This is a genomic window from Pseudodonghicola sp., from assembly GCF_048268305.1.
Lineage (GTDB): Bacteria > Pseudomonadota > Alphaproteobacteria > Rhodobacterales > Rhodobacteraceae > Pseudodonghicola.
Genome location: NZ_JBLWVT010000003.1, coordinates 104,712 through 118,956, shown reverse-complemented (window position 1 = coordinate 118,956; position 14,245 = coordinate 104,712). Strand labels below are relative to the sequence as shown.

General features: G+C 64.1%; 14 protein-coding genes and 1 tRNA gene. 5 read left to right on the top strand and 10 right to left on the bottom strand.

Going from position 1 to position 14,245, the window contains the following annotated elements; all coding sequences use genetic code 11:
* The first annotated feature begins 2 nt into the window (after positions 1–2).
* Positions 3–1,256, top strand: a complete 1,254-nt coding sequence (locus ACN0V4_RS06265; protein ID WP_417674123.1) for a DNA polymerase IV — start codon at positions 3–5, stop codon at positions 1,254–1,256.
* 4 nt (positions 1,257–1,260) lie between these two features.
* Here ACN0V4_RS06265 and ACN0V4_RS06260 read toward each other — a convergent pair whose 3' ends face one another.
* Positions 1,261–2,121, bottom strand: coding sequence for an N-formylglutamate amidohydrolase (locus ACN0V4_RS06260; RefSeq protein WP_417674121.1), 861 nt, complete (start codon positions 2,119–2,121; stop codon positions 1,261–1,263).
* A 167-nt stretch (positions 2,122–2,288) separates the two neighbouring features.
* Between ACN0V4_RS06260 and ACN0V4_RS06255 the strand changes: the two genes are divergently transcribed.
* From ACN0V4_RS06255 to ACN0V4_RS06245, 3 genes are all read left to right on the top strand, one after another.
* Positions 2,289–2,363: transfer RNA gene (locus ACN0V4_RS06255), tRNA-Val, on the top strand.
* Between the two features lie 75 nt (positions 2,364–2,438).
* The gene (gene ykgO / locus ACN0V4_RS06250) at positions 2,439–2,564 is read left to right on the top strand and encodes a type B 50S ribosomal protein L36 (RefSeq protein ID WP_109464916.1); all 126 of its coding nucleotides are present in this window, start codon (positions 2,439–2,441) and stop codon (positions 2,562–2,564) included.
* Positions 2,565–2,763: 199 nt separating this feature from the next.
* Complete coding sequence (locus ACN0V4_RS06245; protein WP_417674119.1) at positions 2,764–3,783, top strand: Fe(3+) ABC transporter substrate-binding protein; 1,020 nt, start codon at positions 2,764–2,766, stop codon at positions 3,781–3,783.
* A 191-nt stretch (positions 3,784–3,974) separates the two neighbouring features.
* Here the strand turns inward: ACN0V4_RS06245 and ACN0V4_RS06240 are convergent, their stop codons facing one another.
* Positions 3,975–5,660 (bottom strand): ABC transporter permease, encoded by a 1,686-nt coding sequence (locus tag ACN0V4_RS06240; protein WP_417674117.1) that lies wholly within the window; start codon positions 5,658–5,660, stop codon positions 3,975–3,977.
* A 33-nt stretch (positions 5,661–5,693) separates the two neighbouring features.
* Complete coding sequence (locus ACN0V4_RS06235) at positions 5,694–6,665, bottom strand: cupin domain-containing protein (RefSeq protein WP_417674115.1); 972 nt, start codon at positions 6,663–6,665, stop codon at positions 5,694–5,696.
* A gap of 115 nt (positions 6,666–6,780) precedes the next feature.
* On the opposite strand from ACN0V4_RS06235, the gene ACN0V4_RS06230 reads away from it, so the two are divergent.
* Positions 6,781–7,392: a LysE family translocator gene (locus ACN0V4_RS06230; protein ID WP_417674113.1), complete on the top strand. Its 612-nt coding sequence runs from the start codon at positions 6,781–6,783 to the stop codon at positions 7,390–7,392.
* 48 nt (positions 7,393–7,440) lie between these two features.
* Here ACN0V4_RS06230 and ACN0V4_RS06225 read toward each other — a convergent pair whose 3' ends face one another.
* The 7 genes from ACN0V4_RS06225 to ACN0V4_RS06195 form a co-directional block, all read right to left on the bottom strand.
* The gene (locus ACN0V4_RS06225; RefSeq protein ID WP_417674111.1) at positions 7,441–8,613 is read right to left on the bottom strand and encodes a phenylacetate--CoA ligase family protein; all 1,173 of its coding nucleotides are present in this window, start codon (positions 8,611–8,613) and stop codon (positions 7,441–7,443) included.
* A gap of 43 nt (positions 8,614–8,656) precedes the next feature.
* On the bottom strand, positions 8,657–9,481 hold the full coding sequence (locus ACN0V4_RS06220) for an ABC transporter ATP-binding protein (RefSeq protein ID WP_417674109.1): 825 nt from the start codon (positions 9,479–9,481) through the stop codon (positions 8,657–8,659).
* Positions 9,482–9,586: 105 nt separating this feature from the next.
* A complete protein-coding gene (locus ACN0V4_RS06215; protein ID WP_417674107.1) occupies positions 9,587–10,870 on the bottom strand; it encodes an ABC transporter substrate-binding protein in 1,284 nt (427 codons plus the stop codon).
* An 81-nt stretch (positions 10,871–10,951) separates the two neighbouring features.
* Positions 10,952–12,028: a branched-chain amino acid ABC transporter permease gene (locus ACN0V4_RS06210; RefSeq protein WP_417674105.1), complete on the bottom strand. Its 1,077-nt coding sequence runs from the start codon at positions 12,026–12,028 to the stop codon at positions 10,952–10,954.
* Positions 12,029–12,031: 3 nt separating this feature from the next.
* On the bottom strand, positions 12,032–12,286 hold the full coding sequence (locus ACN0V4_RS06205) for a hypothetical protein (protein WP_417674103.1): 255 nt from the start codon (positions 12,284–12,286) through the stop codon (positions 12,032–12,034).
* Positions 12,287–12,290: 4 nt separating this feature from the next.
* Positions 12,291–13,277: a branched-chain amino acid ABC transporter permease gene (locus tag ACN0V4_RS06200; protein WP_417674101.1), complete on the bottom strand. Its 987-nt coding sequence runs from the start codon at positions 13,275–13,277 to the stop codon at positions 12,291–12,293.
* Between the two features lie 77 nt (positions 13,278–13,354).
* Positions 13,355–14,173 (bottom strand): ABC transporter ATP-binding protein, encoded by an 819-nt coding sequence (locus ACN0V4_RS06195; protein WP_417674099.1) that lies wholly within the window; start codon positions 14,171–14,173, stop codon positions 13,355–13,357.
* Positions 14,174–14,245 lie beyond the last annotated feature (72 nt).

The following is a 14,245-nucleotide window of genomic DNA, read 5'->3' as shown; positions in this document are numbered from 1 at the left end:
CCATGCCCTCGCTCTGCCGTGATTGCCTGACCCGGTTCGACACCGGCCCGCGCTGCCCCGCCTGCGGCAGCCGCCGCGTGGTCGCGCACCCCGAACTGTTCGACCTGACCATCGCCCATATGGATTGCGATGCCTTCTATGCCAGCGTCGAAAAACGCGACAATCCGGCGCTGGCCGACAAGCCGGTGATCATCGGCGGCGGCAAGCGCGGCGTGGTCTCAACCGCCTGCTATGTGGCGCGCATCCGCGGCGTGCGCTCGGCCATGCCGATGTTCCAGGCGCTCAAGCTCTGCCCCGAGGCGGTGGTGATCCACCCCCGGATGGAGGTCTATGCCGAAGTCTCCCGCGGCATCCGTGCGATGATGGAAGAACTGACGCCCGACGTCGAACCGCTGTCGCTGGACGAGGCCTTCATGGATCTCTCCGGCACCACGAAGCTGCACGGGGCGCCGCCGGCGGTGATGCTGGCCAGGTTGATCAAGCGCATGCGGGACGAGCTGGGAATCTCCGGCTCGATCGGTCTCAGCCACAACAAATTCCTGGCCAAGGTGGCCTCCGATCTCGACAAACCGCGCGGGTTTTCGGTGATCGGCAAGGCCGAGACGGCGGATTTCCTCCGCGACAAGCCGGTGCGGCTGATCTGGGGCATCGGCCCCGCTGCCCAGGCCTCGCTCGACCGCGCCGGCATCCGCAGCTTCGCCGACCTGCTGCGCTGGGATCAGCGCGACTTGCATGCTCGATTCGGCGCCATGGGCGACCGGCTCTATCACCTGGCGCGCGGCGATGACCGCCGCCGCGTCATCGCCCATGCGCCGATCAAGTCGATTTCAAGCGAAACCACCTTCGACGAAGACACCGCCGATCCCGATATCCTCGACGGCCACCTCTGGCGGCTGTCCGAAAAGGTCTCGGACCGGGCCAAGGCCAAGGGGCTCGCCGGGCGCGTGGTGGTGCTGAAGCTGAAACGCGCCAACCATTCGCTGCTGACCCGCCGTCATGCCCTGTTCGAACCCACCCAGATGGCCGACACCATCTATCGCACCGCCCGCGACCTGTTCGACCATCGCGGCGACGCCGCCCCCTATCGCCTGCTGGGCGTCGGCATCGCCGAACTCTGCCCGGAGTCGCGCGCTGCCCTGTCAGGCGATCTGCTGGATCCGGCCGCCACCCAGCGCAGCAATGCCGAACGCGCCACCGACGAGATTCGCCGCCGCTTCGGCAAGGATGCGATTCGCAAGGGCCGCGCCCTGCGCTGAGCCGCTATTCGGCGGCCAGGGGCAAATCCTGACAACCAATCGCCGCGATCTCGGCGGCAACCCCGCGCAGCAATGCCCGGAACGCATCAAAATTCGCGTTCGGCTCGATTCGCCGCTCGTCCATGTAAAGCGAACGGTCGATCTCGATCTGAATGGCATGCTGCCGCCGCGACGGCCGGCCATAGGCCTGGGTGACATAGGCGCCAGCGAAGGGCGTGTTGCGCGACACCACCAGACCGGCCGCGGCAAAGGCGGCCTCGACCCGCTCCACGATCTGCGGATCGGCGGCGGCACCGAAGCGGTCACCCAGAACGATCTCGGGCCGGCCGCCGCCACTGCGTGCGATTCCATCCATCGCCTCATGCGGCATCGAATGGCAATCAACCAGAATCGCCTCGCCGAACCGATGATGCGCCTGATCCAGCAAATCCTGCAGCGCCGCGTGATAGGGGCGCCAATACATCTCGAGCCGCGAGCGCGCCTCGCTCATCGGCAATTTCCCGCGATAGATCGCCCGCCCGTTCGACACCACCCGTGGAATCACCCCGAGCCCGGAGGCCACACGCGGATTGTGGCCGTGCCGCCGCACCCCGTCGATCAGCGCCGGATCAAGCTCGTCAGGGCTGCGATTCAGATCGACAAAGGCCCGCGGCACCCGCGCGCAAAGCAGCGGTGCGCCGAAATCGGGAACGCAATCGAACAGCCTGTCGACGAAAGCATCCTCGGATGATCGGATCGCCTGTCGGTCCAGCACCGAGGCGCGCAAGAATCCCTCGGGGTATTCACTACCGCTGTGAGGCGAGGCGAAAACGACGCTGGACAGGAGCCGGGCCGGCGGAAACAGAAAAAAAGCAGGGTTCGACATCAATGTTCCTCACTCCGGGAAACATAGCTTGCAGAATCCTTTGTCAAAAGCCCTTGATCACCCCGACGAGTCTGATTATAGACCCGCTACCGGCGCGGATTTCCGCGCCCCATTTGATTATGGGACACCATATGAAAGTGGGGACAACGACAAGCGCAGGCATTCATGGGCGGTTAGCTCAGCGGTAGAGCACTACGTTGACATCGTAGGGGTCACAAGTTCGAACCTTGTACCGCCCACCATGAATTCATCGTCTCGGGAAACTGGGGCCCCGTAATCACTGGCGCTGGCCCGCGCCGCAGGACAGGAGACAGGCCATGAAGGTCAAGAACTCGCTCCGCTCGCTGAAAAACCGGCATCGCGATTGCCGGGTCGTGCGTCGCAAAGGCCGGGTTTATGTGATCAACAAAACCCAGCGTCGCTATAAAGCCCGTCAGGGCTGAGCGACGACGCAGGACGATCACGATCCATTCGAAACCGCGCCCCTTCGGGCGCGGTTTTGTTTTGGCGCCGGCGATTCCCAGCCGACAGTCAAGTTTTCCGATAAAAACACTCAAGTTTGCATTGCCGCCGCGTCAGAATCACTTATTTCTGTCGGAACCGGGCCAGCCCCCCGGATTCGGAAGAAGGAGGCTCTCTGACATGAAAAAACTTTCCCTGACCTGCGCCGCCACCGCCCTATTGGCGGCAACGGCCCCCGCCGTCATCGCTGGCGGCGACGTGAACATCTATTCCTCGCGCCACTATGACACCGACGAACGGCTCTATTCCGATTTCGAAGCGGCCACCGGCATCACCGTCAACCGCATCGAGGGCAAGGCGGACGAGCTGATCGCCAGAATCAAGGCAGAGGGGCGCAATTCCCCCGCCGACGTGATTCTGACGGTCGACACCTCGCGGCTGGAACGCGCCAAGGATGCCGGTGTCCTGCAACCGATCGACAGCCCCCTGCTCGAGGCGCGAATCCCCGGCTATCTGCAGGACAAGGACAACGAATGGTTCGGCTTCACCCAGCGCGCCCGGGTGATCTTCTACAACAAGAAGGACGTGACCGAGCCGCCCCAGACCTATGAGGATCTGGCCGATCCGAAATACAAGGGCATGGTCTGCATCCGCTCCTCGACCAGCACCTACAACCAGACGCTGCTGGCGGCGATCATCACCCATGACGGCCCCGAGAAGGCCAAGGAATGGGCCCAGGGCGTGGTCGACAACATGGCGCGTGCGCCCCAGGGCGGCGACACCGACCAGCTCCGCGGCCTGGCCTCGGGCGAATGCGAAATCGCGGTGGCCAATACCTATTACTTCGCGCGCACCATCCGCACCAATGTCGAGGGCGTCAGCGACCATCTCGATGTGATCGGCTGGGTCTTCCCGAACCAGAACAGCTATGGCGCGCATATGAACCTCTCCGGCGCCGGCGTCGCGGTGAACGCCCCGAACCGCGAGAATGCGATCAAGTTCCTGGAATATCTGGCCAGCGATTCGGCGCAGAAATACTTCTCGGCCGGCAATGACGAATACCCGGCGGTGCCCGGCGTCGGCCTGCCGCCCAGCGTCGCCGCGCTCGGCTTCTTCAAGCCCGACGACATCGACCTCTCGGTCGTGGCCAAGCAGATCCCCGAGGCGCAGAAAATCTTCGACGAAGTCGGCTGGAAGTAATCCCTGCCAATAATCGGACCTGATTGAGGCGCCGCCCCGAAACGGGCGGCGCCTCATGCCTTCGGCGAGAGTATTTTGACAGAGAAGAAGACATCACCCGGACAAGCGGCCTGCCGCCGCCCTTCTTCTTTGCAAAAATACTCCGGGGGGAGGCCGCAGGCCGGGGGGCAGCGCCCCCAGCCCAGCTCGGATCAGCTCCGCCGACCGACCTGGCGACAGATCAGGATCACCGGCAGCAGCCCGATCGCCGCGATCACCAGCGAGGGCACCGCGGCGCCCTCCAGCCGTTCGTCCGAGGCCAGCCGATAGGCCTGCACCGCCAGCGTGTCGTAATTGAATGGCCGCATGATCAGCGTCGCCGGAAGTTCCTTCATCACATCGACAAAGACGATCAGCAGCGCCGTCAACAGACTCGGCGTCAGGATCGGCAGATGGATCCGCCTGAGCGTGCCCAGCGGCGTTTCCCCCAGCGAGCGGGCGGCGGCGTCCATATTGGCGTGCACCGTGCTCTGCCCGCCCTCATAGGCGCTGAGCGCCCCGGCCAGGAACCGCACCATATAGGCCGCGATCAGCAGCCAGATCGAGCCGGTGACCAGCAGCCCGGTGGAGATATCGAAGGTTTCGCGCATCCAGGCGTCGAGCGTGTTGTCGAAGGCGGCGAAGGGCACCATCAGCCCCACCGCGATCACCCCGCCCGGCACCGCATATCCCAGCCGCGCCAGATAGACCGTCGCAGTCGACCACCGCCCCGGCTTGAGCCGCTGATAGAACCCGACGACGATCGCCGCGCAGACCGTCACCGCCGCCGCCACCCCCGCCAAGGTCAGCGAATTATGGATGAAGCGCAGATAGCGATGGCTCAGCAAATCCTGCTGCCCGTCGAGCCCCATCACCGCCAGCACCACCGCCGGCAGGGCAAAGCCCAGCAGCACCGGCAGAGCACAGAGCCCGAAGGCCAGCACCGCGCGCAGGCCGCGCAGCGGTTCCGGCGGCATCTTCATGTGCCGCTTGCCGGCGCCGTGATAGCGTGCCGCGCCGCGGCTGCTGCGTTCGGCCACCGCCAGAGCCAGGGCAAAGGCCAGCAGGCACAGCGCCAGTTGCGCCGCCGCCGCCCGGTCGGCCATGGTGAACCAGCTGGTGTAAATCCCGGTGGCGAAGGTCTGCACCCCGAAATAGGCCGAGGTGCCGAAATCCGCGATCGTTTCCATCACCGCCAAGAGCACGCCGCCGGCGATCGCCGGCCGCGCCATCGGCAGGCTGACCCGCCAGAAGGCCGACCAGGCGCTATGCCCCAGCGTCCGCGCCGCCAGAAAGGCGCCCGAGCTTTGCTGCAGGAAGGCCGCCCGCGCCAGAAGATAGACGTAAGGATAAAGCACCAGGATCAGCATGGTCGCCGCACCGCCGGTCGAGCGGATCTCGGGGAACCAATAATCACGCGCGCCCCAGCCAGTCACCTCGCGCAGGCTCGCCTGCACGATTCCCGGGTAATCGAGGATATAGGTATAGGCATAGGCCAGCACATAGGAGGGGAAGGCCATCGGCAGCACCAGCGCCACCTCCAGCACCCGGACGCCGGGAAACCGCGTCATCGTCACCAACCAGGCCGCCCCCACCCCCAGCGCGAAAGTGCCGAGAGAGACCAGCGCCACCAGCACCAGCGTGGTCCAGGCATATCCCGGCAGAACGGTCGAGATCAGATGTTCCACCGTATCGGTGCCACCGGTGACCGCCGCCAGCGCCACCGCCAGCATCGGCAACAGACAGGCCGCCGCCACCAGCGAGGCCACCAGCGCCAGGGCGCGGGTGCCGCGGGCCTTGCGGCGGGTGCCGCCGGCGGCAAGCTCGGTTTCGGCGTAGGCGCAGGCGTTCTGGGACAACGGTGTCGGCTCCAATTGGCTTCGATCGATCTCTTATCCTAGCTTAACAGTCGGATTTCCAGAGTCATTTAAAGACGAAACAGCCGGCACCCGCCTGACGCCCCGCCCTGCCTGCCGTCGCCATTGCCCGGGGCCCATGCCGAAGGTCGCGGCGAACCGTCGGCTGAACGCCGGAAGCGAGGCATAGCCGCAACGCTCGGCGATATCCTCGATCGGCAGGGCGGTATCGGCCAGCAGCTCCCGCGCCCGTCCCATCCGCCACAATGTCACATAGGCCGAGGGCCCCATGTTCAGATGGGTCGCGAAGCGCGCCGAGAGGATCGAACGCGACAGTCCCGCCTGACGGGCAAGGCTGGCCACCGACCAGTCCCGGCCCGGATCGGCATGGATCGCCGACAGGCAGCGGGACAGATGCGGGTCATTGAGGGCCGCCATGAAGGGATGATCGGAGGTTTCGGCCGCGGCGCGCCTGAGGCTCTGGATCAGCAGGATTTCCACGACGCGATGCAACACGAAGGAGGCGCTGCCACCGGCCTGCCCCGCCTCGTCCCGCAACAGACGCAGGGCCGAACCGCAGACGGCATCGTCGCGGCGGATCACGATCACCTTAGGCAAAACCGACAGAAGCGGGTGACGCAGGGTCGGATCAAACTCGAGATATCCGCAAAGAATCCGGCAATCGGGGTCGCCGCTGCCGACACGCAAGCAGCCGTCCACGACCGGGACCTGGGCGAGAATGGTGTCCAAAGCCGTCGCCGGCCCCTCATCGCCCGATGACAGGGTCTGCGCCGCGCCCCCCGGCACCAGCACCAGATCGCCGGCGGCCAGGGTGACCGGCGCGGCGCCGGGCACCGAAACCGTCGCCACGCCCTCAAGCAGGCAGTGAAATCGGATATGCTCCGCCTCCTCCGGCAGGGCGACGGCGAAGGGCGCGTCAAGCTCCGCCCGGAAGTAGAGTTCGGCCCGCAGGCGCAGGCTGGAACAGATGTCAGACAGCAGATCCATGCGCCCAGGCTGACAAAATTTCGGACGATCTGCAAATTCATTCCGATGATCAGGCATCGTTTGACCTGCCGACAGCCCTTATCCCTCACTCACCCACTGCGTGATGGAGCTTGCCATGTCCCTTGAATCTCTCGCCGCCCTGATCGGCTTTGCCTTCGTGATGTCGATCTCTCCCGGTCCGGGGAATTTCCTGCTGCTGACATCGGGCGCCAATTTCGGCTTTGCGCGCTCGATCCCGCTGGTGCTGGGGATCAGCTTCGGCTTTCTCAGCATGGTCTTCGCCATCGGGCTCGGGCTCGGCGCCGTGCTGGAGAGCTATCCGCTGATCGGCAAACTGCTGCGGCTGGCCTGCGCCGCCTATGTTCTATGGCTGGCTTGGAAGATTTCGCAAAGCCGGTCACTGGGCAAGGCCGGCGCAGAGCAGCTTGAAACGCCGTTCTCCTTCATCCAGGCCGCGAGTCTGCAGCTCTTGAACCCCAAGGCCTGGACCGTCGCGCTGATCGTCACCGTCGCCTATCTGGCGCCGGAGGCCGGGGTGGGGCAACTGCTGGTATTGATCGCGATCTTCGCCGCGGTGAACATCCCGTCGATCAGCATCTGGGCCCTGTCCGGGCACGGATTGCGGAGGGTTCTGGCGAAGGAGCGCCGGATCGCGGCCTTCAATGTCGCGATGGCGATCCTGCTCGTGGTGTCGATGATCCCCGCGCTCCTGTCGCTGTCGCAGTGAGACGGGCAGCCGGGCCATGGTCGATCATCGACCGGCCCGGCGGCTGGGTCAGTCGTATTTGCGCTGATCCTCGATCACCAGACCGTCCTTCGGCAGGCTGCCCGGCGCCACCACTTCGATCGCGCCCTTCAGCTTGAGCAAATCCGACACACTGCGGGCATAGGCGCCGGCATCGCCGCCGGTTGCCTCGATCCGCACGGTCATCGCGTCCATCTCGCCGTCACGGGTGGCGATGACGCGGGCCCTGACGATCTCGCTATGTGCCTCGACCAGCTGCGCCACCTGCTCGGGCCGCACGAACATGCCCTTGATCTTGGTGGTCTGATCGGCCCGGCCCATCCAGCCCTTGATCCGCATGTTGGTGCGCCCGCAGGGCGATTGCCCCGGCAGCACCGCCGACAGATCCCCGGTCGCGAAGCGGACAAGCGGGTAATCGGGATTGAGCGTGGTCACCACCACTTCGCCCACCTCGCCCGGCGCCACCGGCGTGCCGGTGCCGGGGGTGACGATCTCGACGATCACCTGTTCGTCGACGATCATCCCCTCCATCGCCGCGCTTTCATAGGCGATATTGCCCAGATCGGCAGTGGCATAGCTTTGCAGACAGGCGATGCCGCGATCGGCATATTCTTGGCGCAGCGACGGGAACAACGCCCCGCCGCCCACCGCCGCCTTGGTGATCTTCAGCGCCAACCCCATCGCCTCGGCCTTGTCGAGGATGATCTTGAGGTAATCGGGCGTGCCGGCATAGGCGGTCACCCCGATGTCATGGGCAGCGCGGGCCTGCAGCTCGGTCTGCCCGGTCCCGGCGGGCACCACGGCGGCGCCGACGGCGCGGGCGCCGTTTTCAAAGATCATGCCGGCGGGCGTCAGGTGATAGCCGAAGCAGTTCTGCACGATATCGCCCTTGCCGATGCCGGCGGCGTTCAGGAAACGGCCCATCCGCCACCAGTCATGGCTGATCCCGCCCGGCTCATAGATCGGCCCCGGCGACTGGAAGATATGGACGGCATTGACCACCGGCAGCCCGCCAAAGGGCGGATTGGCCTTCTGCCGCGCGCTCAGCTCGGATTTGCGCAGCACCGGAAGCGCCGCCAGATCGGCCAGATCGGCCAGGGGCGCCATCCCGTTGCGCGCCAGATTGGCGTTCAGCGCCTCCAGTTGCGCCGCCGCGCGGGCATCGGCCGAGCGGGTCTCCAGATCGTCGAAATAGGCGGTCATCACTCTTTGTCCTTATCCTTGCTGCCCTCTGGTCCCATGGCTCTCAGCTCAGCCACCGCTTGCGACGACGATAGCTGCGCACCTCGCGGAAGCTCTTGCGACCCTCCTCCGAGACACCAAGGTAGAATTCCTTCACATCGGGGTTCTCGCGCAGCTCGGCCGCCGGACCATCCATCACCACCCGGCCGCTTTCCAGGATATAGCCGTAATGGGCATAGCGCAGCGCCACGTTGGTGTTCTGCTCGGCCAGCAGGAAGGAGACGCCCTCTTTCTCGTTCAGTTCTTTGACGATGCCAAAAATCTCTTCGACCAGCTGCGGCGCCAGTCCCATGCTGGGTTCGTCCAGCAAAATGGTCTCGGGTTTCGCCATCATCGCGCGGCCGATCGCCACCATCTGCTGTTCGCCCCCGGAGGTGTAACCGGCCTGGCTGCGCCGGCGTTCCTTCAGACGGGGGAAATAAGTATAGACCATGTCGAGATCGCGCAGCATCCCGGCCTTGCCCTCCTTGCGGGTGTAATAGCCGGTGAGCAGGTTTTCCTCGACCGTCAGATGCTCGAAGCAATGCCGCCCCTCCATCACCTGGATCACGCCCTTGCGCACCAGATCCGCCGGGTCGGAGCCCTCGACCGACTCGCCGCGATACTTGATGGACCCCTTGGTCACCTCGCCGCGCTCGGACTGCAGCAGGCTCGAGATCGCCTTGAGCGTGGTGGTCTTGCCGGCGCCGTTACCGCCGAGCAGCGCGGTAATGCCGCCCCTTGGCACGTTCAGGCTGACCCCTTTCAGCACGAGGATCACGTGATTATAGATCACCTCGATATTGTTGACTTCCAAAAGGGTCTCCCGGGTCTGTCCGGCGTCCAGCATCTGACTGTCCTTCTCTGCCTCTGCCGCGATCGTCGCGGAGGTTGGAACGGGTTCGGTTGGGGGAGAGGACGGCGGTGTACCGCCGCCCTCGTTTCGCTGCAGGGATCAGTTGCAATCCGGGGTGATGCCGTTTTCCTTGGCATAGGCCATGGAATCCTCCTCGATCAGCGGCTGAAGCACCTCCTGATCGGACTGCATGTAACCGGTGATCATCTTGTAGGTGCCGGCCTCGGCATCCCACTGGGTCACCGCGGCATAGCCGTCACCACCGTGGTTCTTGCAGGTCACCTTGAAGGCCGGCCCGAAGTGCGGCAGGCCCAGAGCGGCCATCTTCTCTTCGGTCATTTCCAGCGCTTCCATGCCATCGCGCATCTGCGCCGGCGTGATCTTCGAGGTGCCGGCGATCTGCTGCGCGGTCTTGATCGCCTCGGCCGCCAGCATCGCGGCATACATGCCGCGGTTGTAAAGCGTGGTGCCAAGCTGATCGCCCGCGCCCGCCGCCTTGCCGGCGCCGACCACATATTTCTTCATGTCGTCATAGATCGGATAGTCCGAACCGATGTTGTGGAAGGTCAGCGCCTTATAGCCATTGGCGCCCTTGCCCGCCGGCAGCACGTCGTTTTCCGAACCCGACCACCAGATGCCGATGAAGTGATCCATCGGATAGCGGATGTTCACCGCCTCCTGAATGGCGACCTGGTTCATCACGCCCCAGCCCCACATGATCACGTAATCCGGCTTTTCACGACGGATCTGCAGCCATTGGCTCTTCTGTTCCTGGCCCGGGTGATCGACCGGCAGCAGGGTCAGCTCATAGCCGTGCTTTTTCGCCAGTTCCTCGAGCGTGCGGATCGGCTCCTTGCCATAGGCGGAGTTGTGATAGACCAGCGCGATCTTCTTGCCTTTGATGTCGCCGCCCTCCTGATCGAGGATATGCTCGATCGCGACCGAGGCGCCGTCCCAATAGTTGGCGGGATAGTTGAAGATGTTGCGGAACACCGCGCCGTTCTTGGCCGAGGTGCGGCCATAGCCCAGCGTATGCATCGGGAAGCCGTCAGCCGTCACCTTGGGGATCAGCTGATAGGTGATCCCGGTCGACAGCGGCTCATAGACCAGCGGCTCGTCGCCCTTGGTCCCCTCATAGCATTCGACGCCCTTTTCGGTGTTATAGCCGGTCTCGCATTCGACGATCTTGATATGCTCGCCGCCGATGCCGCCATCGCGTTCGTTCAGCAGGGTGAAATAATCCTGATAGCCGTCCGAGAACGGGATGCCGTTCGCCGCATAGGGCCCAGTGCGATAGCTGGTGTCGACGATCGTCAGATCGGCCAAGGCCGGCCCCGCCGTCATCAGCGCCCCCAGGGCCAGCGCAGTCAGTTTCGTCTTCATCGGGTTCCTCCTCCCATTGGTTTGTCCGATGTTCTCCACATATCGTGCGCACCCACCGGACGGGGTGCCCTGCCCCCCCGCTCAGTGCGGGAAGGGCCAAAGTCTCAGCTTTTCCTTGATCACCCGCCAGAGCTGGGCGATGCCATGCGGCTCCAGCACCAGGAAGGTGATGATCAGCGCGCCGACGATCACCAGCTGGAAATGCGCGACGATATCGGTGGGCCAGCCCATCATGTCGACGCCCAGCAGCTTCAGCACCACCGGCAGCACCACCAGAAAGGCCGCCCCCGCCAGCGATCCGAAGATCGAGCCCAGCCCGCCGATGATCACCATGAAGAGCACAAGGAACGACTTCTGGATGCCGAAGGCCTCGCCGACCTCGACCGCGCCGAGGTAGATCGAGAAGAACAGCGCCCCCGAGATCCCCACGAAGAACGAGCTGACCGCGAAGGCCGTCATCTTGGCCCTGAGCGGGTTCACCCCGATGATCTCGGCCGCGATGTCCATGTCGCGGATCGCCATCCAGGTCCGGCCCACGGTGCCGCGGGTCAGGTTGCGGGCGATGATACCGGCCAGCGTCAGGAAGATCAGGCAGAACAGATAGGTCGCCCAGGACGGTGCGTTCGACCCGGTGATCATGACACCGAAAACGCTGCGCTCGGGTGCGGAAATCTGACCCGAGGCGGAATAGTTGTAGAACCACGGCACCCGGTTGAACAACCAGACCAGGAAGAACTGCGCCGCCAGTGTCGCCACCGCCAGATAGAACCCCTTGATGCGCAGGCTGGGCAGGCCGAACAGCACCCCAACCACAGCGGTGATGCCGCCGGCCAGGATCACGTGGATGAACATGCTGACCTCGGGAAAGGCGGTCATCAGCTTGTAGCAGGCATAGGCCCCCACCGCCATGAAGCCACCGGTCCCCAGGCTGACCTGGCCGCAATAGCCGGTCAGGATGTTCAGCCCGATCGCGGCAATCGCATAGATCAGAAAGGGCAGCAGGATCGCATTGGCCCAGTAATCGTTGATGATGAAGGGCACCACCAGAAAGGCCACCGCCAGCACCGCATAGTAGCGATAGCGGTCGAACCGGATCGGAAAGGTCTGGTTGTCCTGCAGATAGGAGGTCTTGAAATCCCCCGCTTCACGGTAAAACACGGTTCAGTTCCCCCCTTGGGTTTGCGCCTGCTCGCGCCGTGCCGGATCCATCTGGCGGCGGCGCTCCAACCCGGCCTCCTCCGAGGCTCGGCAGAGTTTCAGATAGGCCAGCACCCCGGTCAGGAAGCCGGCGAAGGCGAGCGCGGAGGCAATCACCAATTGCCGCTCCGACAAGCCCTCGACGCCCAGCGCGATATATCCGAAGGCCCAGAAACCGGCCCAGGAGATCACTGCGAGAATGGCGATCAGCTGCTTCATCGGCTCAGACCCTCTCGATGATGCGGTCACCGAACAGGCCCTGCGGCCGGAACACCAGGAACAGCAGCGCCAGCACATAGGCGAACCAGTTCTCGGTCGCGCCGCCCAGCATCGGGCCGAACATGAAGTCGAACAGCTTTTCGCCCACCCCGATGATCAGCCCGCCGACGATGGCCCCGGGAATCGAGGTGAAGCCGCCCAGCATCAGCACCGGCAAGGCCTTCAGCGCGATCAGCGACAGGCTGAACTGCACCCCAGACTTGGTGCCCCACATGATGCCCGCGACCAGCGCGACGAACCCGGCCACCGACCAGACCATCACCCAGATGAAGTTCAGCGAAATCCCCACCGACAGCGCGGCCTGGTGATCATCCGCCACCGCCCGCATGGCACGGCCCTGCTTGGTATACTGGCTGAAGATCACCAGTGCGATCACCAGCAGCGCCGCGATCACGGTCGCCACGACATCGAGATTGTCGATGAAGAACCCATATCCGAACAGGCCAAAGGTGACGTTGTCGATGGTCTCGTTCAACCCCTGCGGCAGACCGACGTCGAGCTTGCGGATCTCCGAGCCCCACATCAGATCGGCCAGCCCTTCCAGGAAATAGGCCAAACCGATGGTCGCCATGAACAGGATGATCGGCGCCTGGCCGATCAGATGGCGCATCACGAATTGCTGCACGCACCAGGCCAGCGCCGCCATCACCACCATGGTGAGCAGGATCGCCAGGAGCGCCGGCAGATGCCAGCCGAAATGATGGATATCCGTGCCAAAGACGGCGTTGATCAGATGCGAGAACGGCACCTGCCCGTCCATGATCCCCACCAGGGTCATGGCGGCGAACAGCGCCATCACCCCCTGGGCATAGTTGAAAATGCCAGAAGCCTTGTAGATCAGCACGAACCCCAGCGCGACCAGCGCATAGAGCACGCCGGCCATCAGACCGTTCAGCGTGACCTCCATGGCGAAAAGAAGTTGATCAGACATCGCTCCCCCCTCCGGCAAAAGTCTTCGAAGACTTTTGCCAAGAAAATTCGAATTTTCTTGGCTCCCGCCCGCAACCCTCAGTCATGTGCCACCCCCAGATAGGCGTCGATCACATCGGGATTGTTGCGCACCTCATCGGGCGGCCCGTCGCCGATCTTCTTGCCGTAATCCATCACCACGACGCGGTCGGAGAGATCCATCACCACGCCCATGTCGTGTTCGATCAGCGCGATGGTGGTGCCGAATTCGTCGTTCACATCGAGGATGAAGCGGCACATGTCCTCTTTTTCCTCGACGTTCATCCCGGCCATCGGCTCGTCCAGCAACAAAAGCTTCGGCTGCGCCGCCAGGGCGCGCGCCAGTTCCACCCGCTTCTTCAACCCATAGGGCAGCCGCGACACCGGCGTCTTGCGGATGTGCTGGATTTCAAGAAAGTCGATCACCTTCTCGACGATCTCGCGGTTGGCGATCTCCTCCGCCTCGGCCTTGCCCTTCCACAGCGCCTGCGAAAACAGCCCCGTCTTCATCTGGGTCAGCCGGCCGGTCATCACATTGTCCAGAACGCTCATCCCGTCGAACAGCGCGATGTTCTGAAACGTCCGCGCAATGCCCTGGCGCGCCACCTCATAGGGGCGCATCGGTGGCCGCTTTTCACCGCGGAACCAAACCTCCCCTTCCGAGGGCGTGTAGAACCCCGAGATCACGTTCAGCATCGAGGATTTGCCAGCCCCGTTCGGGCCGATGATCGCCCGGATCTCGCCTTCGCGGATGTCGAAGGAGATGTCCTTGATCGCCACCACACCGCCGAACCTCAGGGTGATGTTCTTCATCTCCATCACCACGCCGCCGATCCGGCGCCCGTCCGCGGTGACATAGCCTTCGGCCTGATCAAGCATGCGCCCCCTCCTTCTTCTCTGCCCAAATACTCCCGCCGGAGGCGGTCCCGGTCCCGACGCCGCACTCCGCGC

Excerpts from the sequence above, each read along its gene's own strand:
- ACN0V4_RS06265 (WP_417674123.1), top strand. The coding sequence starts at position 3 with ATGCCCTCGCTCTGCCGTGATTGCCTGACCCGGTTCGACACCGGCCCG.
- ACN0V4_RS06260 (WP_417674121.1), bottom strand. The coding sequence starts at position 2,121 with ATGTCGAACCCTGCTTTTTTTCTGTTTCCGCCGGCCCGGCTCCTGTCC.
- ykgO (WP_109464916.1), top strand. The coding sequence starts at position 2,439 with ATGAAGGTCAAGAACTCGCTCCGCTCGCTGAAAAACCGGCATCGCGAT.
- ACN0V4_RS06245 (WP_417674119.1), top strand. The coding sequence starts at position 2,764 with ATGAAAAAACTTTCCCTGACCTGCGCCGCCACCGCCCTATTGGCGGCA.
- ACN0V4_RS06235 (WP_417674115.1), bottom strand. The coding sequence starts at position 6,665 with ATGGATCTGCTGTCTGACATCTGTTCCAGCCTGCGCCTGCGGGCCGAA.
- ACN0V4_RS06230 (WP_417674113.1), top strand. The coding sequence starts at position 6,781 with ATGTCCCTTGAATCTCTCGCCGCCCTGATCGGCTTTGCCTTCGTGATG.
- ACN0V4_RS06225 (WP_417674111.1), bottom strand. The coding sequence starts at position 8,613 with ATGACCGCCTATTTCGACGATCTGGAGACCCGCTCGGCCGATGCCCGC.
- ACN0V4_RS06220 (WP_417674109.1), bottom strand. The coding sequence starts at position 9,481 with ATGCTGGACGCCGGACAGACCCGGGAGACCCTTTTGGAAGTCAACAAT.
- ACN0V4_RS06215 (WP_417674107.1), bottom strand. The coding sequence starts at position 10,870 with ATGAAGACGAAACTGACTGCGCTGGCCCTGGGGGCGCTGATGACGGCG.
- ACN0V4_RS06205 (WP_417674103.1), bottom strand. The coding sequence starts at position 12,286 with ATGAAGCAGCTGATCGCCATTCTCGCAGTGATCTCCTGGGCCGGTTTC.
- ACN0V4_RS06200 (WP_417674101.1), bottom strand. The coding sequence starts at position 13,277 with ATGTCTGATCAACTTCTTTTCGCCATGGAGGTCACGCTGAACGGTCTG.
- ACN0V4_RS06195 (WP_417674099.1), bottom strand. The coding sequence starts at position 14,173 with ATGCTTGATCAGGCCGAAGGCTATGTCACCGCGGACGGGCGCCGGATC.